A 22,879-nucleotide genomic window follows, 5' to 3' on the forward strand; every position below is an offset into this window, starting at 1 on the left:
CGGATGCACCCGCCCTTCACGCCGGCAGCAGCTGGAACCGCTCCCGCGCCGCTCCGCCGGCGACGAGGTCCGCGAGCAGCTCGCCCAGGACCGGACCGAACGTGAAGCCGTGCCCCGAGAACCCGGTCGCCAGAGTCACGCGGCCCACGAGGTCGATCACGAAGTCCTCGTCGGGGGTGCTGTCGTAGAGGCAGCTGATCGGAGTGGCGCTCGCCGCGTCCACGCCCGGGATCCACTCCGCGACGTAGCCGACGAGGCGGGCGAGCGCTCCGGGCTCGGGCTCGAAGGTGCGCTCGTCCGGATCGACGACGACACCGGTGCTGTGCTCGCCCACCTTCACCCCGACTCCGGGCGTCGCGAGCCCGTAGACGACCGGCAGGCCGGCGCGGTGGTGGGCGAAGCTCGGCCACGAGTCGAGGGGCAGGTCGGTCGCGAAGTGCGCGGGCTGCTCCTGTGTGACGCGCAGCGGAGGGAGGCGTCGGCCGGCCGCGCGGACGAGGCCGTCCACGAGCGGCGGCGTCCAGGATCCACCGGCCACGACGACCGCGTCCGCGTCGAGAGCGCCGTCGATGGTCAGCACGCGCACGTCGTCGGCGCGCTCCTCGATGCCCAGCACCCGCGTCCGCGTCCGGAGGACGGCGCCGCGTCCGAGGGCGGAGTCGAGCATCGCGTCGATCGCGGCCGCCGCGTCGAGGCGTCCGCCCTCGGGGTGCAGCAGGACGTCGGTCTCGAAGCGGAGTCCCGGCCAGCGCCGCTCCGCCTCGTCCGCTTCGATCCGCACCACGGGGATCCCGTCGCGCAGGAGGACAGCCTCGACGGCGGCCAGGACGGCGGAGTCGCCGTGGTCGATCGCGCCGACCGGATGCAGCAGGCGGCGGCCGGTCTCGGCCTCCAGCCGTGCCCAGGCGCGCCCGGCCCGTCCGGTGAGGGCGCGGTAGTCGTCCTCGAGCTAGCCGCGGCGGAAGATGCGCGTCTCGCCGTGGGACGAGCCGCGGTCGTGGCCCCGCTCGAACTGCTCGACGAGCACCACGCGATCGCCGCGCTCGGTGAGGGCGCGGGCTGTCGCCGCTCCGACCAGGCCGGCTCCGACGACGACGACCTCACGGGTCACGGGGTCTCCCGGGAGGCGCGGCGCACGCCGAGCAGGACGACCAGGCGGAGGAACCCGACGAGTCCCATGCCGATCAATGCGGCGATCAGCATCAGCACGGCGACACCGGCCACCCAGGTCGTGTCGCCGGTCACCGACTGCGCCGCGAACTCGGTGCAGAACAGCGCCAGCCCGGCGTAGCTCAGGATGAGGACGGTGATCGTCCCGGGGCGGCGGAGGCGCTGCGCGGGCGTCCGCCAGAGGGCCGGCGGCTCGAGCCAGCGGCGCAGCAGCCGGATCACGAGGGTGCCGACCAGGCCGAGGAAGCCGGCCGCGATCAGGATGATGCCCGCGCCGCCCAGCCCCGACGCCTCGACGCCGGCCAGCTCGAGGGCGATCCCGATCGCGACGCCGACGGCTCCTGCGCCGCCCGCGATCATCGCCGCCCACACTCCGAAGCCGCCGCGGAGGACGCTCTCGCGCTCGGCTCGGCTCGGGTCGGCGTCCCTCGGGCGCTGCTGGCGCGGCCGGATCGGCGCGGGGGGAGCCGACGCCGGCGCTGCTGCCGGAGCGGCCGCGGCCTCGGACACGCCCCAGACCGGAGCGGCGTCCGGCGTCTGCGACTCGATCACGTTCTCGCGCACCGGCACGTAGCGCAGCGGCGCGTCGATCCGCACCTGCGGGCGCCCGCGCACGACGATCGTCGCCCCCAGGTCGGCCCCGCGCTCCAGCGCGACGGGTCCGAGGAGGAGCCCGACCGCCGGATCGATCCGCCACGCGTCCGACCGGGGAGCCGACCCGTACCACTCCGCCGACACGGCCCCGCCGAGGTCGACCGAGATCGGCCGCCCGTCGCTGTAGCTCGTCACCGGCACGAGCGACCGGCCGGAGTTGCGCACCCGCGCGCCCACCCGCCACCAGTCGTCCCCGGCGTGCGTCAGCCGCACCTCGACGTCGACCAGCGACGCCGGCACCGCCCGCCGCCGTCCGATGACCACCGCGACGACCGCGAGCCCGGCGATGACCAGCCCGCCGAGCAGGCCGACCACTCCGATGAAGATCTCCATGGGAGCAGTCAAGCAGGCGCGGGTCGCCGATGCGGGCGCGACGAGGTGGCCTCCGGGAGGCTCGATCCCGGCCGTCGACGCCGTCGCTCCGCGCGGCCGCCCCGTTCCCGACGCTCCGCCCGACCGTCGAGCCCTGAGCGGGCCACTCCGCATACTGAGGAGGCGCGTCGCGTCGACCGCATCGCGGGTCTCATCGCAGGAGGGTCGATCATGCGCCACTGGTCGGCCGCCCCCGTGCGCCGACGCCCTCGTCGACGGGCCGGTGCGGTCCTCGCTCTGCTGGGGGCCGCGGCGCTCGCCGTTGCAGCCGTCGCGCTGTCGGACACGGCGGGAGGAGGCGGACCGGAGGCGGTGTCCTCCTCGGCCGGTGCTTCTGCGGCGTCGAGCAGTCCCGCTGCTCCCGCGCCGAGCAGCCCCTCGGCGCACGTCGAGCCGTTGGCTCCGGAAACGGAGCCGTCCGCTCCACAAACGGAGCCGTCCACTCCGCCCCTCGCGACGCTGGCCGCTCTCGCCTCGGTCGAGGGCCCCGCCGCCGTCCCCTACGACCGCGACCTCTTCGGGCAGGCGGGGTCGGACGTCGACCGCAACGGCTGCGACACCCGCAACGACGTCCTCGGCCGCGACCTGCTCGCCCCTGTGTTCAAGCCCGGCACCCGCGACTGCAAGGTCCTCACCGGCACCCTGATCGACCCCTACGACGGCACCTCGGTCGCCTTCGTCTCCGGGACCGACACTTCCCGCCTCGTACAGATCGACCACGTCGTCGCCCTCGGCTGGGCCTGGCACCACGGCGCCTGGTCGTGGACGGACGACCAGCGCCTCGCCTTCGCGAACGACCCCGCGAACCTCGTCGCCGCCTCCGAGCAGACGAACCGCGCGAAGAGCGACGCCGGCCCGGGGGAGTGGCTGCCACCGGCCGCGGAGCTGCGCTGCGGGTACGTGGAGCAGTTCGTGGCGGTGCTCAGCGAGTACGGGCTGGCGGTCGGGGCGCAGGACCGGGAGGCGGCGGAAGCGGTGCTGGCCACGTGCTGACCCGCACTGATGCCATGCGATCGGAGATGCTCATCCGCTTTGCTCCACTATCTCGAGCAGCTCCATGGCCTTCGACTCGGATTCGGACTGGGGCGAAGGGGACATGTTCGATCCGTGGGCACCTCCGCCGCCGCCCCGCCGCCGCCTCTCCGCCCGCGCGGACCGCGTTACCGCGATCCTGCTGCTCGTCCTCCTGCTCGTCCTCGGTGTCGTCCTGTCCTTCTTCGTCCTGGTCGACCACCTGGCGGTCGATCGGTGCGGCGGAGCCTCCGGCGAATGCAACTACGGGCTCCTGAACGCGACGACCGCGCTCGTCCCAGGAGTCGTCACTCTGACCTTCCTGGTGACGGTCATCGCACTCATCCGACCGAACAGGTCGCGTCGCATTTGGTCGATCCCCGCGATCGGCGCAGTGGCCGCCGTCCTCGCGTTCCTGCTCGCGTCGGGCCTGATCTTCGTCGCGGCGCACGGAACACCTCGACTGCCCCTCGGTCAAGCCTGGGCGTGGCGCGGGCGACAGATGTCGGTTGCGCAGACCAGAATCGCGGAGCTGAGAGGGGCCTCGATCGACCCGTCGGCGCCGACTCACGTGGTGCTCGTCGAAGCTTCGACGGGACTCCGGTGGATTTCGCGTGGGGCCTGTATGTCGTTGGGCCCGTGCCGCGTTCGGCGATCCGGTTGTGGGACGGCGCGGGCGACGGCGCCGGTCGTCGCGGCCGACGGCGACTCGGGGTATGACGGTTTCGCGCTCGTCCTCGCGACTCGCCTTTAGGGCTGACGAATCGCGAGGACGAGCTTCTCTTCAGTTTGCAGATCCCTTACCTACATCGAGGCGCAAGTCCGACACTGGCAATAGCCGCTGGTGCCCTGTCGCCTGTTCGCGGCAGGAATCTGTTGGCCGGTCGGGCAATCAGAGTGCACGTGGTGCACGTCCGGGTCGCTTGGATTAATGGAGTAATACGCGTTGACTCGCATGATGTCTCCTTCGCTAAAACAGATGGCACTTCTTGAGTCATTAGATATCAGAGACCTCCCAAATCGCAAGAGATCGAAGGCAGCGCGCACCGGACAGGCCCTTCGTCAGTCGTCGCTGGATGGACTGAATTGAGCGGAACGATCGATCCAGAAGCCCGCGCAGCTAACGGCTTGTTGGACAATCAGCCCGCCTCGCGAGAAAAGTGCTGTTCGAGTAGCCCGCGCAGCGCGGCGCATCGAGATCTCGGTGAGCAGCACTAGCCAGCGAGAGCCTCGCTCGACCAGGCTTCACGCCCGCAGGACACCCGAGACGGACTCGCCCAGGCACTCCGATCGACCCCTACGACGTTGTCTCCGCGACCAACAACTCCCGGCTCGTCGTCGCCCTTGGCTGGGCTTAGCACCACAGAGCATAGGAGGTCTCGGACGGGCAGCGCATGGTGTCCGCTAGGGACCCGATGAATCATCGTTGCCGCCTCGGACGACACGAATCAGGCCATAGGGAGTGGCTACCGCGGGCCGCGGCGCTGTACTGCGGGTCTATTGAGCAGCTCGTGGGGCGGGCTCTTGCAGGCTAGCGATCGTGACGGTGGACTAGGCGTCGGTTGAAGCTCGAAGGCGCGTCTACCAAAGGAGTCGCGTCTACGAAGGCCGGTGGTCCAGGCGTCGAAACCTCCAAGTGGGGCACAGTTCTGACGTCGAAGCTCAGGTTATCACCTGAGGGAGTCGAGTTGCGCTTCGATTATGCGTACCAGGTCGTGTACCTGATCGGGGGATACGACCACAATCCGGCGGTCGTCAATATCCAGCACCGCCGCCCGCATGAACTGCCGCGGGACGACAACAGCGGCGGCGATAAAGTCCGGACTGGTAAGAACGCGATTCAATCGCTGACGAGTTAAGTTCGAGATCGATCGAGTCCAGTTGTTCTTGAATTCGACTGCCACCGATTTTCCTCGCAATGAGAAAACTGCGTCAACGCGAGGCGGCCTCCCCTTCGAAGGTATGGATACGTCGACCTCTGTTCGAAGATCGGGTAGATCTAAACGCCCAGCCGAATTCTGGTCGATTAACTCGTTCTCGAAGGACTTCTCGTCCTCACCAGACGCCTCAGCCGTTTTGACGGCCGCATCGACGGCGTCAGGAGTGCGCGTTCCTCCTCGTGCTAGCGCGGCGACCTGATCGAAAATGTCGGGAGCTTCCGCCTTCACTATGCTTAAGATTTCTTCCAAGGAATCACGTTTTAACTCGACCTCCCACTGACCCACGCTGAATCGGTCAGGAAACCTCCCGATCGCGGCGAGTAGGACCGCAACTGCACCGAGCGTGACAAGCGCGGTGCCCCCGATTTCAGGCGTTTGTGCGCGAAAAACCGCTGCAACTCCAATTCCGAAAGAAACTATACCGAACACACTGACAGCCACACGAAGCCCGTTCGCGAAGTGTTGATGCGATTCGCGTCGAGCGAACCAACCCGGACGCGGCTGAGCTTCTTTCACAGTGAATGACATCGTTCGAGTATATTGGTGACTATCGCCAGATCAAAGCGCTAGGGCTGAAATTTCGCAGAACTACTCAAAGGATTAGCTGGGGTTCATTCGACCGGCTCGACCGCGCCGAAGTCGACGACTGTTGCAAGTGGATCAAATATGATAAATGCTGTTCCTCCTGGCCGATCCTGGTAGTGGGTAAGTCGGGATCTGCTTTCAATACATCTCGGCGGTGGCTATGGCGGTAGCGTGAGCTGCAGATACGAGTGGTTCGAAGAAGTCGTTCGAGCCGACCAGCGCGTTGCGGTCGAGAAGCAGATTCATCGACTCACATGACGTCTCCGGCGCCATGAGGCAAGAGTGACAGGCTGAGAGATTCAATCCGCCGATGCTCTGTGGCGAGGACCCGGCACACACCGGATCGTTGGCATCAGCCACCGACATAAGAAAATGTCAAGACATCGATAGAGGCGTTCGAGCTTCCCGCACGGAACTGGGAGGGGAATGGCCTCCCGCTCGTAGAGCGCAGCATCACTTTCTTCAAATGCCGGCGTTCGCGAGTTGCAGCAGGACCATTCGATCGAGCACGTCGATGTCGTGAAGGCCGTAGAAGGCGAGGAGATGCTCCATCCGGCTCGTCTGATTGTCTTCCGGTGCGAGGCGGGCGGCTGCGAGCGCCTCGCGCAGGGGTACCTCCAGCAGACGTCGCGCACCGAGCGGACGCACTCGGACGTCTGAAGTCCCGACCACTCGTAGTGCTCGCTGGGAGCCCAACCCAGGGAGTTCGAAGTCGTCGGCCTCGATTCGACGTGCTTCGAGCAACGCCTCGATGGCGGAGCCCATCGCCGCGTCTGCGGAACCGAGGATCGATTCGTCCTCGACCGCTCCTGCGATCAGTCGACGCAGCCTCGACTGCAGAACAGGGCCCTCTATCGCGACGGCGCTCTCGATCATGTCTTCGAGTGCGGAGGACTCGAGGAGCTGAGTGGCCGAAAGCGCAGCCGGGCGGCTGTAGGCGAGGTAGGACGGTTCGACGAGACCGAGTGCCCGATCGGGAACGTCTGCGTCGGGGACGACCTCTGCCGAACCCGCGCCGCTCGCTGTCTGCTGATCCTTCGTGACCGCTGCCGTTCCGGTGACCGCTGCCGTCGAGAGTTGCACCACCTCTTCTACGAGAGTCCTGATCTCATCCGGCTCGAGAGCTGAGGACTGCACGAAGGCGAGGAGTCGCCTAATCCTCTTCGTCGTGTCCCGAACGACAGCTCGGCGCTCGTCGGAGACGTCCGCGAAGGACCGAGCCAGAGCGCGGACCAGGGGGCCGTCACCTCCGATCGATCGCCGTTCGAAGAGCTGATTCAGATCGCTCTCGGAGAGCTGACGGAGAAGCTCCGGTTCAGGGCGGAAGGCCTCACCCTGCCACCAGAGTCGAGCCCACGTGTGACGGGTCAGGTCGCTGCCGATCCAACGTTCCTTGTTCTTCCGGCCGAAGCGCCACTCCGTCAATTCGGGTAGGACGGCGAACGCGACGAAGGACCAGACGTCGCCGGCGGCCGCCTCCGCGAAAGGGACGTCCACGAGTTCTCTGACAACGAAGGCTGCTTCGCGGTCGAAGCGCCCGAGCGCGTCCGACGACGTCGACTCGGGGTAACCGTGGCTCTGCGCGAGCTCCGTCATTCGCTCGCGGAGCCGCGCAAACTCCTGTTCGTCCGCGCGATTACCGATTGCTCGCCACTGCACGTCACGGAGGAGGGAAGAGCCGGTCGCCGCCTTCGCGCTCTTCACCCGTTCCCATTCACCGGATGCGACTGCTCTACTCAGTCGGGGCCAGATGATCATGCGATCTGCCGCCCTACCCCGAGACCGCGAACCTTGGACATGATCGAGGAACGCCACATTGCCAGTTCCGCCGGAACGGTCGGCACGGATCCGAGATCATCCGCGCGGGTGAGGAGGGAATGTAGGACGTGGCCGACAGTGTCGTCCTCCCACGACGATTCCGCGGTCAGCTCGTGCTGGAGCATCGACGCGGATTCGAGAAGAAGCCCGAGCACGCCCTCTTCGAGCGCGTCGAGCAGCATCCGTTCGCGATCACTCGGGTTGCGAGAGCCGATCGCCTTCGTCAGTTCGGAATCACGCTCATTGATCTGCAGGCGGAATCCCGCCAAGAAGGTCTGGTCCAGCTCCTGAGACGTCTCGAGGTGCCAGCTCGCCTTGTTCGGCAACCGCGTCTTGGCGAAGTCGACGATCTCCACCGGGAACATTCCGACGGTGCCCTCGAGCGCGACGGTGAAACGGCGGTCGGTGAGGACGGATCCCCGTCGACGTGCCGTTCCGGCGCCGACGTCTGCACGGGGCAGCGCCACGACCGCGGTGGTGACCTCGACGTTCCCATCCAGGCGATCGCCCGGCAGTGTCACGATGAAGTGAGTGACTCCGCTTCGGGTCAGGGCTTGTCGAGGAGCGGCGGCTCGGAATCGACTGGATGAGCAGGACCAGGAGACGACGAGCGCCATCTCGTCCAGGCCGAGGCCCGTCTCGGTCTCGACGGCTTGAGGATCCATCTCCACGGAACCGCGGATAGTCAGATCCATGGAAGGGTCCCACCCCTCGATCTCTTCACCGAGCGGGATCCAGGCGTCCCCGTCGAGGAGATCAGGCAGTGACCACTTGATCGTCCCTGGTCGGGGGGTCCTGTAGGGCGCGACAGAGTCGACCACGTCAGTTGTTCCAATCCACGGACAGGCGTACTGCCGCGTCGTCGACGACAGTGGCGGTCAGCCACCATCGCTCACCGGCGTCAGGAGCCGAAGGAAGTATCGGTCCCGCGATGAGGAGATCGTCCTGCTCGCTTCGCCATTCGAATTCTGGTCCGGCCGTCCCCTCCGGTGGGTCCTCCTCCGTTCCACCGCTCTCGAGCACGATCTGAGCGGTGGCGATCACGCTCTGTCCCTCGTCGCTACTCGGCACCTCGACGAGCGCCCGAAGAAAAGCAGTGTCGTTCTCCACGACTACGTCAGGGCCTTCGACGAACCGGGGTTTCGCGGCACGTCTCTTTCGGGACCCGCCACCCCCACCACTGCCCTCTCCCTCGCTACCGCCGCCGGTGGTGCTCGGTCCGTCCGCGCCTGCGCCGGTACCGGAGAAACTCCTGGTCACCGAACCCAGACGAGCTGCCAGGCGGCCCAGACCGGCGGTCTCGGACTTCGCCTTCGACGCTCGCCGAGGGTTCACCTCGTTCTGGATGCGCGTGCGGAGGAACGGACCGAGATCACGGACGACGCCGAGATCTGTACCCCGAAGACCGGCGAGGACCCACGCATCGTGTGTCGGCGGCTCCGCTCGCCCGAAGACCTCGTCCGCTTCTTCGGAGCCGATGAACACACCGACGTAGCCGAATCGAGGATCAGGATGTTCCTCGCCGACGAAGTAGTCGACCACGAGCTCGACCCGCCTCATGCGGGCGACGTGACGCCTCGGACCTTCGAGAGGGCAGGCAGCACCGAACTCCTCAGAGTCGGAGGGATGCGCCTCCGAGATCTGGAGAGCCAACACGCCTACGTCGAACGGCTCGCGCTTCCGCTCGTACTTCTGGCCTTCCTGTCGGCGGGCCTTCTCGAGAGCGATGACGAACGCCTGCATCGAGGGGATCCGATCGGCGGACGGGACCTGGTCGACTAGCCCATTGACACTCGTCGAGAGGAGAACGACGCCCTCCTGAGCTTCGATCGTCTTCGGCCACAAGTGCCACACCATCGATGAGCGCAGATATGCTATCGCCTCTTCGACCGTGCGGTCTCGGTCCGTGTCGAACATTCCGAGGCTCGGATCGATGATGATCACGTCCGTGCCGTGCTCTCCCTCGGCGAAACCGGGAAGACCGAGTTCGGAGGACAGAGCTGCAGCCTCTTCACCGGTGACCGGGTCGGGAACGCCGCCCACGATGTCACCCCACCAGTGCCGCCCGGTGTAGACCTCGTCGCCGTCTTCCCACTTGTGCGTCATCGCCGCACCCATGACGCGCCGCCCCGCCTTGCGGTCGACCGCGTGAGTATCGACGAGGATCGCGCTCGCCTTGCTCACCGAGTAATAGATGCCCTTCCCGAAACCGTAGGTGCCCCCACCCAGGGACTGATTGCGGGGTTCTCCGACGTTGCGGAGGAACTGGACGAAGTCAGGACGTTCGTCCTGCTCCACACGGAGATCGGCGCGGGTGGGACCACCGAGACCGACCGTCCCTCTGTCGCTCACGGTCATCACCAGAGTGTCGGCGTTCCACTCGGTCGAATTGAAGAGACCGCTCGCGCTCGGAAGATTCGACTGGAAGCGATCCCGCCACACGTCCGCGCGGTCCCCGAGGCGCGAGATGTCGATGTTGAATCGCACTTCTCGGCCGGCCCGAGCATCCCAGCTGTTCTGCGCGGCTTCGCGAGCCAGGACGGTCAGCGGGTCGAGCCGCGGCTGACCGAGCTGCTTCTTGATGCCGTCGGCGGCCGCCGATCCTTCGGGCGCGAAACGCTGTGACCACCACTCAGGCATGGAGGACCTCTTTCAGGAGTGTGTCGAGATCTTGTCCCGAGCTGTAGGGCAGGAGAGCCGCCGTCCGAATGCAATAGCTCACTCCGGAGAAGTCCTCCGAGGACGCACCTTCGGACACACTCAATCGTGGTGTGTCACCGGTGACCCGAATCACAATCACGAAGCCGGTGACGAATCGCGCGAGAGTGCTGTCATCCTGCTCCAGGTCGAGGCGAGCCGCGGACAGGGGGCTATGGAGATCGTCGCCGTACCGATCGCGTAGGCGTCGGGCCGTCTCGATGACTGTCGCCCCGTCGTCTGCTTCGGCAACTTCGACCAGAGCGAGATGAAGGTTCTTCGCCTCGTGTTCCGACAACTGCTCGAGCCCGTGTATCTCGACGGTCGCGGCACCGGCCAGAGCTTTGACTTCTATGCAGTCGCGGGCGAATTCGAAGTCATGCGGTTCTCGGAACGGGCCGCGCCAGGACGGGATCGAAGTCGCGTCGATGCTCAGTGCGTGCTCCAGCAACATCAGCTCGGCTGCGAGACCCATCTGCTCGATGAACGACAGCCGTTTCGTGCGCTGAAGAGCCAGAAGGCGCCGCCAACGGTCGACGGCATCCAGCGCTGCCGCACCGGCCGTTTCGAGCGTCTCGATCGAGTCGGTCACCTCATCGATCAATAGGTCGAATTCACCGTGCACGGAGACGTCCGTGCAGGCGATGTCGAGGACGAGGCCTGTCTCGTCGCCGAAGGCCAGGGGCAACACGTCGAAGACCACCACCTCGCCGTTCTGCGGAAGCTGCTTCGGTCTCGCCTTGAGCGGAACGAGGAGATGGCGGTGACCTTCGTCGTCGAGGGCGGCGCGGACGTGCCTAGCGCCGACCTCTCTGAGTGAGTAGGACTCGAAACGGCTCTCGGAGGGTCGGCTGAGCACGGCCCAAGCGCCGGCCGTGGAGGATCGGGGACTCACGCCGGCGATTCCGTCTCCGTGTCTTCGCCGATACCTTCTGCACGGTCGTCCGGCGTCTCGATCTCCATCGCGGACAGGTCGACCGACACCTTCGAAGCAGCGACTCGCAGCTCTGACGAGGACTGACTGGGGAAGACGACGCCAATGCCTACAGGCGTCTCGACCGCGTTCATCGACAGTCGCTGCCGCTGCTGGCCCCCTTCTGCCCCCCCATTGGGGTCGATGAAATAAAGAACGAGGAGACCTTGGTACTTCAGAACACCGTCCTCATTACGGTGCAGATCCAGCTTCTTCTCGGCCAGCTCACGCGCCTTCGCTCTCGAGATGTCGAGATCGAGTACGCGATCTTCTTTGCTCATCAGCGTCTTGATGTCTGCTCGCCCCGGGTGTGGGTAGTCCTTATCATCCACTACACCTCGAGTCACCATGCGCACGCTCAAATCGCCGACGGTCGTCTCCTTGCCGTTCGGAGACTCCACGATCGCGACGGACCACCTGTGAAGTGAGCTCTCGGATGAGTCGTTGCTGCGGGCGATGTATTCGCTCATCAACGCCGTATCGACATCTTTCGAATCTTCATGGACGGAGTAGGCGCCGAGGAAACGCTGGACGAGGTGCACGGGTACATCACGATAAAGCCGAGCTCCGATCGTGCTCGTCCCCAAGGTGAGGTTCTCCTCTGCGCAGCTTTTCAACAGATCGCCGGCAGCAGCCAGATTCTGCTTGAGCCACTGGTCGTCACGATTGCGAAAGTACCGGGTCTGGAAGCGACGACCCTCGAACGAGACGAACAGGGGCGACGCTGCTCCCATTTTCGCAGTGATTCGTAACGCCGGATGGGTGCTGATGCGCACCGCGGCTTGCGCAGGGGTGATGTCTTCCCGTTGGAAGCGGTCGATGTCGTCCCGCATCTCGTACTCGACGCGGGACAGATGGCGGAAGTTCTCGCGCAGCTCGCCCGTCATCCAGATGCGGGGTAGTTCCTCGTACCCGGTCCGATACCCGAACCACCGTCCCATCTGCATCAGGGTGTCGTAGGTCCCGGCAGCTCGCACGAAGAAGCTCACGACGAGGCCCTCGAGCGTCAGACCACGCGAGAGGGTGTTGCCTCCGACGGCGATGACGACCTGTGATGCTTCTGCGTTGTAATCGAGTCGGTCAGTGCTGCGGAAGTTGTCGAGTACGACTCTGGAGTCATCGACAGCGCGTCGGAGGAACGGCAGAAGCTCTGCGAACGTGAATACTGCGCGATCGGCGGAAACGGGCCGTACCCGGCGGCTCTCGCGCTCCCAGGCCTCCTCCAAACGTCTCGCGGTCGCCGAGTCGTCTCTCGCGAGTCCGGTCGCGGTTGCAGCGCGATACTCCTCGATCATCGGCTTGAAGGCTTCGTGGACCGATGTCTTGACCGAAGTGTGCACCAGCATCGAGCTGTGGCCGACGTCGCCGCGAGCCCGACGCACCGCGGTCGCCAGCCAGAACCAATCGAGCGCGTCGGCGAACCCCGCCGTCAGCTCCGGTTCGAATGAGGCCGCATCCTTCGTCCCAGGTCGAAGCTTCGGGACGTCGTCGTCAGGCACGATGCGCACCATGTCATATCCGTCCTCCGGCTCGTCCGAAGGGCCGAGGTCGGAGGCGACGACATCTCGGCCGAAGATCTTCTCCGGTCCGAAGTATCCGTCGGGACGGGGCAGGCTGAGGATGAAGTCCCGCGGGTAGAGGTCGCTTGTGTCGTAGGGGTCGATGAAGACGTTCGCGAACGGGGTGGCTGTGTAGCCGATGTAAGTCGACTTCGATGCGAGCTTGAGGAGGTCGGTGATCAGGGGGTTGATGGTCTTCGTCTCGATGGACGCCTGGTCGGCCTCGTCGTCGATGATCAGCATCGGACGCTCCTTGAGCGCCGTTCGAGCACCGTCCGTCTCGAGCCACTTCTTGAGCTTTCTGAGTACGGAAGCATTCTTCTTCACCACCGCGACGCCGGTCTGATTTCCGGAGAGAAGGGCGGCCGCGTCGAACGAGGGCAGGCGGAAGTCGCGGTTCAGTTCGGTGAGGCGGAACCAGTCCTTCGCAGGAACACCAGCAAGGGCCTCTTCCAGACGCATCTGTGTCTGCTTTCGAAGGGCGTTGTGGATACCCGAGAGCACGATGATGAGCCCGTACTCGAGGTCGGCCATTTTGGCGGCCGTGGCGAGGAAGTTCGTGGTCTTGCCGCTCTGCACGTACCCGACCACGAGTCCGCGCGTCTTCCAGCTCGATTTGTCCGTGCGCTCCGTGTGCGCGACGACCTTGTTCGAGGATTTATTGACGCTCAGCAGCCTCTCGTCGCTCCACTCCTCCGACTGGAACTGGCGGTAGAGGGCGTTCCAGAATTTGTCCTTCGGCGTGGGGCCCGGGTACCAGTCGGGACGACCCGCGGAAATGATGACCGGTCCGCCCTCCTCGACCTTCTTTCGGTCCGAGTCGAACCGCTCGCGGAGAGCGGAGAGCATCTCGACCGGCAGGACGCCCGCCATGGATTCTGCCGCTGCTTCAACACCGTTTTGACGAGCGTAGAGAGCGAACATTCCGTAGAACATGTCGGTGCTGATGAGACCACTGATCCTTCGTTGGACGATGATCTTCGAAGCCTATAACGACGACAGGCGTCGTTCAGAACGGACGAATGCTCAAGAAGACACCCGGGTCAGAAGAGAGGAACACGCTCCTCCCGCGGCACCGACGCCCGCTCAAGAGGGCGGAACACTACGGGGCCGAGCGCCGCTGGAGTTTCACCGTTCAGCACCTCGACGAGCTGCTTCGCGATCGCCGCGCCGAGCGGGATCGGTACCGCGTTGCCGATCTGCTTCGCGATCGCCGTCCGCGACCCGACGAACTTGTAGTCCGTGGGGAATCCCTGCAGGATCGCCGCCTCGTAGAGCGAGATCGACCGCATGGCCTCCGGGTGCAGGTACCGCCCCTTCTCGGGCTTGAAGAACTCCGTCCGGATCGTGACCGCGGGCTTGTCCCAGTGCAGCCTGCCCATCACATCCGCGGAACCGGTGCGGTGCTTCCGCCAGCAGTCGGCCTGGAGCTCATAGGGCAGATCGAAACGGTTCCCGCCGGCGGGGATCTCTTCGAAGCGCTGAAGCGACAGCGGTGAGTACTTCCTACTGGTGTGGAGCTCGAGTCCGGAGTACGGGCCTTTGAAGATCTTGCCCGCGAACTCGATCGACCGTTCGGCGAGACTGCGCTCGTCGATCGTCTCGAAGGAGACTCGGTGCTCCATCATGAGAACGTCTCGTACCGTGCGGTGGTTCCCGAGATGGGTAGGGACAGGGAAGCCCGGCGCAGGGAGGTCTCGCCGGTGTCCGATCAGCACGGCACGCTTGCGCGCCTGAGGCGCTCCGTAGTCCGCTGCGTTCAGGATCCGGCACTCGAACGCGTAGTCCTCGAGGATCTCGCCCGGCTGGACTGCGGCCTCGAACTCGCGGAACTGCGGCGACTTGATGAAGGCGGCGACGTTCTCGACGACGAAGTACTTGGGACGGACCCGATGGATCGTCTCCGCGTAGGTCCTCCAGAGGTCGTTGCGCTCGTCCTCGACGTCCTGCTTCCCGAGCGTCGAGAAGCCCTGGCAGGGTGGACCACCGATGACGATGTCGATGTCCGTCGGCATCTCCGACTCGGCCAACCAGCTCTGGATGCTGCCGGCCCAGGCCTTCCCGCGACCGAAGTTCACTTCGAACGAAGCGGCTGCCGCGATCTCCCACTCGACTGCTGCGACGGTCTCGATCCGAGGTGAGGCTGCGTGGAAACCGGCGGTCAGGCCTCCCGCGCCGGCAAAAAGATCGAGGGTGCGGATGGGGCCGGAAGTCATGTGACAAAGCTACCGGCGCAAATCAGCTGATGGAGGCCCGGCCCCAATACGATCGACCGATGTCCTGGGCCTCGAGCGACGGTGTCCGGCGATCGATGCTCTCGAACCGCGGGCGCGACACGAAGGTCGAACTGCGAGTCCGATCAGCGCTCCACGCTGCAGGTCTCCGCTATCGCCTCCAACTCAAGGTGCCCGGTTCCTCGAGGCGGACGATCGACGTCGCGTTCCCGAAACAGCGGATCGCGGTGTTCCTCGACGGTTGCTTCTGGCACGGCTGCCCCGTGCACCACACGGTGTCGAAGACCAACGCCGGCTTCTGGGCGGAGAAGGTCAGCAGGAATCGTGAACGCGACCGCGACACCGACCGTCTCTTGCAGGAGGCGGGCTGGACCTCCCTCCGTTTCTGGGAGCACGAGGACGTCGACGAGATCGTCCGGATCGTCGAGGAGGCCGTCCTCCGAGAGCGTGAAGCAGCCGAAGGACGCCGGAACGGGGCCGGTCCCGCCGCTCCGCCGCGTCTTTGACGCCCCACCCACCCCCGTGTTACGTTCGATCCCGGACATGTGACTGGTCGTGCAGGCAGGATCCGACGAAACGCGTAATGAGCGTCGTCGGGTCCTTTTTTTGTGCCCGGACGCCTCCTGACGCTCCGCCGGAGCACCGATGACGGTGCCGGAGGGGGCGGGGACGGCGACGGACGGCCGGGCAGCACAGCGCAGGGAAGCGCGCGTCCCCACACACCCGGAGGAGTACCGATGAGTACCCAGGAGAGCGCGAAGGCGATCCTCGAGCACGTCGGCGGCGCCGCCAACGTGGCGAAGCTGCAGCACTGCTCGACCCGTCTGCGGTTCGCGCTGGCGGACGACGCGAAGGCCGACGTCGAGGCGCTGAAGGCGGTGCCCGGCGTGATCGGCGTCGTCACCGGCCCGCAGACGCAGGTCATCGTCGGCAGCGGCGTCAGCGAGATGTACGCGGCGGTCGAGAAGCTGCGCGGCGGCACCACCGCATCCGCGGAGCAGGCGAAGCAGCCGCGGTCCCTCAAGCGCCTCGGCGCGACGATCATGGACTTCGTGGTCAGCGTGTTCACGCCGATCATCCCGGCCATCGCGGGCGCCGGCATCTTCAAGTCGTTCCTCGTCCTCGCCTCGGCGCTGGGCTGGCTCGACCCGGCCTCCGACAACTTCAAGCTGCTGTCCGCCATCCCGGACGCGGTGTTCGGCTTCCTGCCGCTGCTGGTCGCGTACACGAGTGCGAAGAAGCTCGACGTGAACCGGCCGCTCGCGCTCGGGCTCGTCGGCGTCCTGGTCTTCCCGGCGTTCACGACGCTGCTCAACCAGGAGGGCGGCGTCGCGCTCTTCGGCATCCCGGTGCCGGTCATCGCCTACAACGCCCAGGTGTTCCCGGCGATCCTGGCCGTGCTGCTGCTCTCGGTCGTCGAGCGCTTCTTCACGAAGCACTCGTGGGGCCCGATCCGCACGTTCTACGTGCCGCTGATGTGCCTCGTGATCGTCGCTCCGGCCACGATCTTCCTGCTCGGCCCCCTCGGCTACTGGCTCGGCTCCATGCTCACCGGCGCGATGATCGGCCTCTACGGGGCGCTCGGCTGGGTGGCCGTCGCGCTGCTGGCCGGCGTGCTCCCGCTGATCATCTCGGTCGGCATGCACAAGGCGTTCATCCCGCCGACCATCGCGACGATGGCCAGCGCGGGCAAGGACACCTTCTACCTCGCCTCCTCGCTCGCCCACAACGCGGCGGAGGCGGGCTCCAGCCTCGCGATCGCCCTGCGCACCAAGAGCGCGACCCTCCGCGCCACCGCCTTCTCGGGCGGCCTCTCGGCCCTCTTCGGGATCACCGAGCCGGCGCTCTACGGCGTCACGCTGCAGAACAAGCGCGCCCTCGTCTCCGTCATCACGGGCAGCGTGGTCGGAGGCGCCTACATCGGTGCCACCCAGGTCGCCGCGTTCGCCCTGGTCAGCCCCGGCGTCGCGAGCATCTCGATGTTCATCGACGGGCTGAACCCCTGGAACCTGCTCAACGCCGTGATCGGCCTGCTGATCTCGGTCGCCGTCTCGTTCGTCGTCTCCTTCGTCATCTGGCGCGACGACGCCTCCGCCAGCGTCCAGGCGCTCGGCGACGTGGCGGCCGCCGCCGGGAGCCCGCTCGCGCTGCAGGCGCCGCTCACCGGCTCCGTCATCCCCCTCTCGGAGGTTCCGGACCCCGTGTTCTCGGCCGGCGTGCTCGGCGAGGGGCTGGCGATCCGCCCCACCGACGGAGCCGTCCGGGCGCCGTTCGCCGGCGAGGTCATCGCGCTGCTCTCCTCCCGCCACGCCGTGGGGCTGCGCCGCGCGGACGGCGTCGAGGTGCTCATCCACGTCGGCATCGACACGGTGCAGCTGGACGGCGCGCCGTTCGAGGCGCACGTCGCGGTCGGCGACCGGGTCGAGGCCGGGCAGCTGCTCCTCATCGCCGACCTGGCCGCGATCACCGCGGCCGGCTACGACACCACGACCCCGGTGCTCGTGACCAACTCCGCCGAGTACACCGTGCTCGTCGAGGCCGCCGAGCGGATCACCGCCGGCGACCGGATCATGACCGTGACGCAGAGAGAGAAGGAGCTCGCCGATGGCGCTTCCTGACGGATTCCGATGGGGCGGCGCCCTCGCCGCCAACCAGGTCGAGGGCGCGTGGCGCGAGGGCGGGCGCGGCCCGGCGGTCAGCGACGTCGCCTCCTACAAGCCGAAGGCGGACCCGAAGGAGTACGCGATCCACCACCGCAACACGGTGGAGAGCATCACGGCGGCGATGTCCGACGACGACACCGAGTACTACCCCAAGCGCCGCGGCATCGACTTCTACCACCGCTACCCCGGCGACCTCGCGCTGTTCGCCGAGATGGGCTTCACCACCCTCCGCGTCTCGATCGCCTGGACCCGCCTCTACCCGACGGGGGAGGAGGCGGAGCCGCTCGAGGAGGGCATCGCCTACTACCTCGCCCTCTTCACCGAGATGCGGCGCCTCGGGATCGAGCCGCTGGTCACGCTCTCGCACTACGACCCGCCGCTCGCGCTCGCGCTGAAGCACAACGGCTGGGTCGACCGCCGCACGATCGGGCTGTTCGAGCGCTTCGCCCGCACCTGCTTCGAGCGCTTCGGCCACCTCGTCGACATGTGGCTGACCTTCAACGAGATCGACGGCATCATCCGCCACCCGTTCACCTCGGGCGGGATCATCGAGGAGACCGTCGAGGGCAGCGTGGAGCAGGCCTGCTACACGGCTCTGCACCACCAGTTCGTCGCCTCCGCCTCGGTCACGAGGACGCTGAAGGAGCTGTGGCCCGAGTCGCGGATGGGCTGCATGCTCACGATGCTGACCACCTACCCCAACACCTGCCACCCCGACGACGTCGCGGCGACGCAGGCGAAGGAGCGGATGCTCTACCTCTGCACCGACGTCCAGGCGGGCGGCGCCTACCCGCGCCTGGCGCTGCGGGCGCTCGAGAGCCGCGGAGTCGAGATCCCGTTCGAGGCGGGCGACGTCGAGCTGCTGCGCGAGCACCCCGTCGACTTCATCTCGTTCAGCTACTACATGTCGATGACGGAGTCCGTGCGCCCCGACGCCGAGCGCACCCCCGGCAACACGGTCCTCGGCGTCAAGAACCCGTTCCTCGAGTCGAGCGAGTGGGGCTGGCAGATCGACCCCGTCGGGCTGCGGATCTCGCTGATCGACCTCTACGACCGCTACGGCAAGCCGCTGTTCATCGTCGAGAACGGGCTCGGGATGCGCGACGAGCTGACCGAGGACGGCCGGGTCCACGACCCGTACCGGATCGACTACTTCCGCGCGCACTTCGAGCAGATGATCCAGGCGGTGGACGAGGGCGTGGAGCTGCTCGGCTACGTGAGCTGGGCGCCGATCGACCTGATCAGCGCCTCCAGCTCGCAGATCTCGAAGCGCTACGGGTTCGTCTACGTCGACATGGACGACCTCGGCCACGGCAGCACCGAGCGCTACCGGAAGGACTCGTTCTTCTGGTACCAGAAGGTCATCGCCTCCAACGGCGCGGATCTGGGATGATCCTCCTCTGCCCGGAGGCGCCGTCCGGCTCTCCGGGCAGAGGCCCCGCCACCCCCACCCCAGCCCTGACGCGGCCGTCGACGGAGACACGCATGCAGACCATCAAGAAGGTGCTCAACTCGAGCGTCGTCCTCGTCGTCGACGAGCGCGGCGTCGAGCGCGTGCTCCTGGGCAGGGGGATCGGCTTCGGAGCGAAGGCCGGCGAGGCGATCGAGCCCTCGAGCGTCGACCAGGTGTTCGTGGCGCTGGACGACTCGGACCAGCGCAACCTCGTCGAGCTCCTGGCCCAGATCCCGCCGGAGTTCGTCGAGCTCACCCGCGCGGTCGTCGCCGACGCGGAGGAGCAGGGGCTGAAGCTCGACCCGCACGTGTACCTCGCGCTCACCGACCACCTGCACTTCGCGGTGGAGCGGCAGCGGCGCGGGCTCTCGGTCGCCAACCGGCTGGCCTGGGAGATGCGGACGGTCTACCCCGTGCAGTACGCGGTGGGGGAGCGGGCGGTCGAGCTGATGCGCGAGCGCCTGGACGTGGAGCTGCCCGCCGACGAGGCCGCGAACGTCGCGTTCCACCTCGCCAACGCGGAGCTCGGCAAGGTCGGGATCGACTCGCTCCGGATCGTGCAGCTCATCCGCTCGGTGACCGCGATCATCCAGCACTCCAGTGGAGCCGCGCTCGACCGCGACGACCTCCGCTCCGCCCGCTTCGTGGCGCACCTGCAGTACTTCGCCGAGCGCTTCTTCTCGGGCGGCCTGCTCGAGAGCGAGGACGACTTCCTCTTCACCAGCCTCAGCGCCCGCTACCCGCGCGCGATCGCCTCCGCCGAGCGGGTCCGCTCCTTCGTGGCGGCCGAGTACCAGGCCGCCCTGCCCAACGAGGAGGTCGCCTTCCTGGCCCTCCACATCGCGCGCGCCGCTCCGGAGTAGCGCGCTGACCCCGGAGAACCGCATGCACCGCACCACCCCCGCCCGCCCGACGACGCCCGCGAGCGAGCGCCCGTGAGCGGCACGATCCACCTCGTCCGCCACGCCGAGACCCTCTTCAACGTCGCCGGCCAGCTGCAGGGCTGGTGCGACTCGCCCCTGACCGAGCGCGGCGAGCGCCAGGCGGCGGCCCTCGGCGAGCGGATGCGCGAGGTGCCGCTCGTCGCGGCGTTCACGAGCGACCTCACCCGCACCCGCACCACGGCGGCGGCGGCGCTCGCCGGGCACCCGTCGCTCGAGGCCGAGCCGATGGTCGAGCTCCGCGAGTGGCACTTCGGCGCCTTCGAGGGGCAGCCGAACGCCTCGCTCTGGGAGCCGGTGTTCGCCGACCACGGCTACTCCTACGTGCCCTCCTCCGCCGACTGGCCGCGGATGACCGACGCCGGGCTCGACTCGGTGCTCGACGCGATCCACCGCCACGACCCCTCCGGCCGGGCCGACAGCGGTGCCGCTGTGCGCGCCCGCGTGGAGGCCGCGATCGCGCGGTTCGCGCCGGCGGCGGAGCACGGGGACGTGCTGGTCGTGACGCACGGAGCGGTGCTCGGGAGCATCCTCCGCGCGCTCGACCCCGTGCACCGGCCGCAGCGGGGCTACCCGAACTGCGCGGTCGTGTCGGTGACGGACGGCGTCATCGGCGAGGTCGACGGGAGCTGCGCGACGGCCTGACCCCGCCCCTCCTCCTCCACGGACGCCCCTGTGCGCTCCGGTCGCCGACCGGACGAGCACGGGGGCGTCCGTCGTGCTCGGGACGCAGGCGGCCCGCACCCGGGCCGCCCCCGGACCTGCACGCGCGGCCGCCTCGGGACCTGCACGTCCGGTGATGCGGGACCTGCACTTTCGGCCACCTCGGCGCTGTACCGAAGTACAGGAGCCCGTCGCGAGAGCGTCCGTAGCGTCTGAGGAGTCAAGAGAAACGACTTCGAGGAGATGACATGCGAGGGCTTCAGCTCAGCGGCGTGAGCCGTGCATTCGGCGGCCACCGGGTCCTGCACGACGTGGACCTGTCCGTGGGCCGCGGCGAGATCGTCGGCTTCATCGGCGGCAACGGCGCCGGCAAGACCACGACGATGCGGCTGATCCTGGGCCTGCTCACCCCCGACACGGGGACCATCACCTGGGACGGCGCGCCGATCACCGCCGAGGACCGCCGCTCGATCGGCTACATGCCGGAGGAGCGCGGCCTCTACCCGCAGATGCGGGTCCGCGAGCAGGTGATCCACTTCGCTCTGCTCGAGGGGCACGACGCCCGGGGAGCCCGTGAGACCGCCGAGGAGGTGATCGACGCGCTGGGCCTGGCCGAGCGGGCCGACACGCTGGTGCAGGACCTCTCGCTCGGCAACCAGCAGCGCGTGCAGCTGGCCGTGTCCCTGGTGGGCGATCCGTCGCTCCTGGTGCTGGACGAGCCCTTCTCGGGGCTCGACCCGGTCGCCGTGGAGACGATGGCCGGCCTGATCCGGCAGCAGTCCGCCCGCGGCGTCGGCGTGCTCTTCTCCTCCCACCAGCTCGACCTGGTCGAGCGCCTCTGCGACACCGTCTGCGTGCTCGACTCCGGCCGTGTGACCGCGAGCGGAGCGGTGGCCGAGCTGCAGGACGACGGCCGCAGCCGCTGGCAGCTGCAGTTCTCCCGCCCCCTGGACGACCTGCTCGTCGCCGAGCTCGGCGTCACACCGGGACTGTCGGCCGAGCCGGTCCCCGGTGAGCCGGAGTCGCTGCTCGTCTCGATCGAGGGCAGCGGCCGGGACGTCCCCGAGCAGGTGCTCGCGACCCTCACCCGCCACGGCGGCCTCCGGAGCATCCGCACCGAGCAGCGCTCGCTGACCGAGCTGCTGTCCGAGCGGCTCACCGCCGCCTCCACCCCTGCGGCCGAGCGCCGCCTCGAGATCCAAGGAGCAGGACGATGACCACCACGCACCCCCGCGCCGCCCACGCCCGGACCGCCGAGAGCTCCGCTCCTCCGACGCCGGCCCGGGGAGCCGCGACGATCGTCCGCCGCGAGATCCTGACCCGCACCGGGAACCGCACGATCCTCACCGCGACCCTCGCGCTGGCCGCGATCGCCGGCCTCGGCGCCGGGATCGGCGGCTGGTTCCTGGTCGACGCGACGAGGGAGGCGGGGACCGTGGTCCTCGACACCCGGATCCTGTTCGCGACCGCGATGATCAGCGCCCTGCTCGCCGCGATGGTCTACTCCTCGTCGAGTCTGGCCTCGGGGGTGGTCGAGGAGAAGTCGTCCCGGATCGTCGAGATCCTGCTGACGAAGATCGGCGTCGCCCCGCTGCTCGCCGGGAAGATGATCGGCGTCGGCCTGGTGACCCTGGCCCAGCTGCTCGTGATCGGCGGCGCCGTCGTCGGCGGGTTCAGCGTGGTCGGCGGGTGGTCGGTCCTCGAGATCGAGCTCGGCCCGAGCCTGGTCTGGTTCCTCGTCTGGTTCCTGCAGGGCTACGTGCTCTTCGCGCTCCTCAGCACCCTGCTCGCCTCGACCGTGTCGAGGCAGGAGGACCTGGGCACCGCCGCCATGCCGCTCTCCGTCGTGCAGATGGCGCTGCTGATCATCGCGCTCTACGTGGTGCCGGCGAACCTCGACGAGGCCTGGGTGCACGCGCTCTCCTTCGTCCCCCTCTTCTCCTCCTACCTGATGCCGATGCGCTTCGGCCTCGACTCGGTCGGCACCCCCGAGATGGTGATCGCCGCCGTCGTCGCCGCGATCACGGTGCCGCTGCTGTTCCGCCTGGTCGTCCGCGTCTACCGCAACAACGCGCTCCGCACCGGCTCCCGCGTCTCGCTCCGCGCCTCCCTCAAGGCCGCCGACGCCTCCTAGGCCCGGCTCCCG

General features: G+C 67.5%; 19 protein-coding genes and 1 pseudogene. 9 read left to right on the forward strand and 11 right to left on the reverse strand.

Annotation, left to right across the window (positions count from 1 at the left end):
- Nucleotides 1-16 precede the first annotated feature (16 nt).
- From C5C57_RS03170 to C5C57_RS03175, 3 genes and pseudogenes are all read right to left on the reverse strand, one after another.
- A pseudogene (locus C5C57_RS03170) lies at nucleotides 17-919 on the reverse strand (FAD-dependent oxidoreductase); the annotation flags it as partial.
- A gap of 30 nt (nucleotides 920-949) precedes the next feature.
- On the reverse strand, nucleotides 950-1,111 hold the full coding sequence (locus C5C57_RS18635; RefSeq protein ID WP_374953595.1) for an FAD-dependent oxidoreductase: 162 nt from the start codon (nucleotides 1,109-1,111) through the stop codon (nucleotides 950-952).
- Nucleotides 1,108-2,157 carry a hypothetical protein gene (locus tag C5C57_RS03175; protein WP_104297295.1) on the reverse strand — a complete coding sequence of 350 codons (1,050 nt, stop codon included), beginning with the start codon at nucleotides 2,155-2,157 and terminating at the stop codon, nucleotides 1,108-1,110. The genes C5C57_RS18635 and C5C57_RS03175 overlap by 4 nt, the downstream gene beginning before the upstream one ends.
- A 210-nt stretch (nucleotides 2,158-2,367) precedes the next feature.
- Between C5C57_RS03175 and C5C57_RS03180 the strand changes: the two genes are divergently transcribed.
- Together C5C57_RS03180 and C5C57_RS03185 are read left to right on the forward strand one after the other, a co-directional pair.
- On the forward strand, nucleotides 2,368-3,189 hold the full coding sequence (locus C5C57_RS03180) for an HNH endonuclease family protein (protein ID WP_104297296.1): 822 nt from the start codon (nucleotides 2,368-2,370) through the stop codon (nucleotides 3,187-3,189).
- A gap of 64 nt (nucleotides 3,190-3,253) precedes the next feature.
- Nucleotides 3,254-3,961, forward strand: a complete 708-nt coding sequence (locus C5C57_RS03185; RefSeq protein ID WP_104297297.1) for a hypothetical protein — start codon at nucleotides 3,254-3,256, stop codon at nucleotides 3,959-3,961.
- Nucleotides 3,962-4,877: 916 nt separating this feature from the next.
- On the opposite strand, the gene C5C57_RS17620 is transcribed toward C5C57_RS03185, so the two are convergent.
- The 8 genes from C5C57_RS17620 to C5C57_RS03220 form a co-directional block, all read right to left on the reverse strand.
- The gene (locus tag C5C57_RS17620; RefSeq protein ID WP_146082347.1) at nucleotides 4,878-5,675 is read right to left on the reverse strand and encodes a hypothetical protein; all 798 of its coding nucleotides are present in this window, start codon (nucleotides 5,673-5,675) and stop codon (nucleotides 4,878-4,880) included.
- 195 nt (nucleotides 5,676-5,870) lie between these two features.
- Nucleotides 5,871-6,092 (reverse strand): hypothetical protein, encoded by a 222-nt coding sequence (locus tag C5C57_RS03190; protein WP_146082348.1) that lies wholly within the window; start codon nucleotides 6,090-6,092, stop codon nucleotides 5,871-5,873.
- 102 nt (nucleotides 6,093-6,194) lie between these two features.
- Nucleotides 6,195-7,436, reverse strand: coding sequence for a DUF6339 family protein (locus tag C5C57_RS03195; RefSeq protein ID WP_146082349.1), 1,242 nt, complete (start codon nucleotides 7,434-7,436; stop codon nucleotides 6,195-6,197).
- A 50-nt stretch (nucleotides 7,437-7,486) separates the two neighbouring features.
- Entirely contained in the window at nucleotides 7,487-8,245 is a 759-nt protein-coding gene (locus C5C57_RS17955; protein WP_181069078.1) for a hypothetical protein, read from the reverse strand.
- A gap of 127 nt (nucleotides 8,246-8,372) precedes the next feature.
- Nucleotides 8,373-10,190 carry a hypothetical protein gene (locus C5C57_RS03205; protein ID WP_104297299.1) on the reverse strand — a complete coding sequence of 606 codons (1,818 nt, stop codon included), beginning with the start codon at nucleotides 10,188-10,190 and terminating at the stop codon, nucleotides 8,373-8,375.
- On the reverse strand, nucleotides 10,183-11,142 hold the full coding sequence (locus C5C57_RS03210; protein ID WP_308471462.1) for a PD-(D/E)XK motif protein: 960 nt from the start codon (nucleotides 11,140-11,142) through the stop codon (nucleotides 10,183-10,185). Before C5C57_RS03210 ends, C5C57_RS03205 begins: the two co-directional genes overlap by 8 nt.
- Nucleotides 11,139-13,703, reverse strand: a complete 2,565-nt coding sequence (locus C5C57_RS03215) for a Z1 domain-containing protein (protein ID WP_181069082.1) — start codon at nucleotides 13,701-13,703, stop codon at nucleotides 11,139-11,141. The genes C5C57_RS03210 and C5C57_RS03215 overlap by 4 nt, the downstream gene beginning before the upstream one ends.
- Before the next feature lie 119 nt (nucleotides 13,704-13,822).
- Complete coding sequence (locus tag C5C57_RS03220) at nucleotides 13,823-14,995, reverse strand: DNA cytosine methyltransferase (RefSeq protein WP_104297302.1); 1,173 nt, start codon at nucleotides 14,993-14,995, stop codon at nucleotides 13,823-13,825.
- Between the two features lie 59 nt (nucleotides 14,996-15,054).
- Between C5C57_RS03220 and C5C57_RS03225 the strand changes: the two genes are divergently transcribed.
- The 7 genes from C5C57_RS03225 (at nucleotide 15,055) to C5C57_RS03255 (ending at nucleotide 22,867) form a co-directional block, all read left to right on the forward strand.
- A complete protein-coding gene (locus tag C5C57_RS03225) occupies nucleotides 15,055-15,519 on the forward strand; it encodes a very short patch repair endonuclease (RefSeq protein ID WP_219814944.1) in 465 nt (154 codons plus the stop codon).
- Between the two features lie 231 nt (nucleotides 15,520-15,750).
- A complete protein-coding gene (locus tag C5C57_RS03230) occupies nucleotides 15,751-17,631 on the forward strand; it encodes a beta-glucoside-specific PTS transporter subunit IIABC (RefSeq protein ID WP_104287722.1) in 1,881 nt (626 codons plus the stop codon).
- Nucleotides 17,618-19,069 (forward strand): glycoside hydrolase family 1 protein, encoded by a 1,452-nt coding sequence (locus tag C5C57_RS03235; protein ID WP_104256263.1) that lies wholly within the window; start codon nucleotides 17,618-17,620, stop codon nucleotides 19,067-19,069. Before C5C57_RS03230 ends, C5C57_RS03235 begins: the two co-directional genes overlap by 14 nt.
- 92 nt (nucleotides 19,070-19,161) lie before the next feature.
- Nucleotides 19,162-19,992: a PRD domain-containing protein gene (locus C5C57_RS03240; RefSeq protein ID WP_104297303.1), complete on the forward strand. Its 831-nt coding sequence runs from the start codon at nucleotides 19,162-19,164 to the stop codon at nucleotides 19,990-19,992.
- Between the two features lie 72 nt (nucleotides 19,993-20,064).
- Entirely contained in the window at nucleotides 20,065-20,715 is a 651-nt protein-coding gene (locus tag C5C57_RS03245; RefSeq protein ID WP_104297304.1) for a histidine phosphatase family protein, read from the forward strand.
- A gap of 290 nt (nucleotides 20,716-21,005) precedes the next feature.
- A complete protein-coding gene (locus C5C57_RS03250; RefSeq protein WP_258059358.1) occupies nucleotides 21,006-21,950 on the forward strand; it encodes an ABC transporter ATP-binding protein in 945 nt (314 codons plus the stop codon).
- Nucleotides 21,947-22,867, forward strand: a complete 921-nt coding sequence (locus C5C57_RS03255; RefSeq protein WP_104225127.1) for an ABC transporter permease — start codon at nucleotides 21,947-21,949, stop codon at nucleotides 22,865-22,867. Before C5C57_RS03250 ends, C5C57_RS03255 begins: the two co-directional genes overlap by 4 nt.
- Nucleotides 22,868-22,879 lie beyond the last annotated feature (12 nt).

It is taken from the genome of Rathayibacter sp. AY1C5, from assembly GCF_002931705.1.
Classification (GTDB): domain Bacteria; phylum Actinomycetota; class Actinomycetes; order Actinomycetales; family Microbacteriaceae; genus Rathayibacter.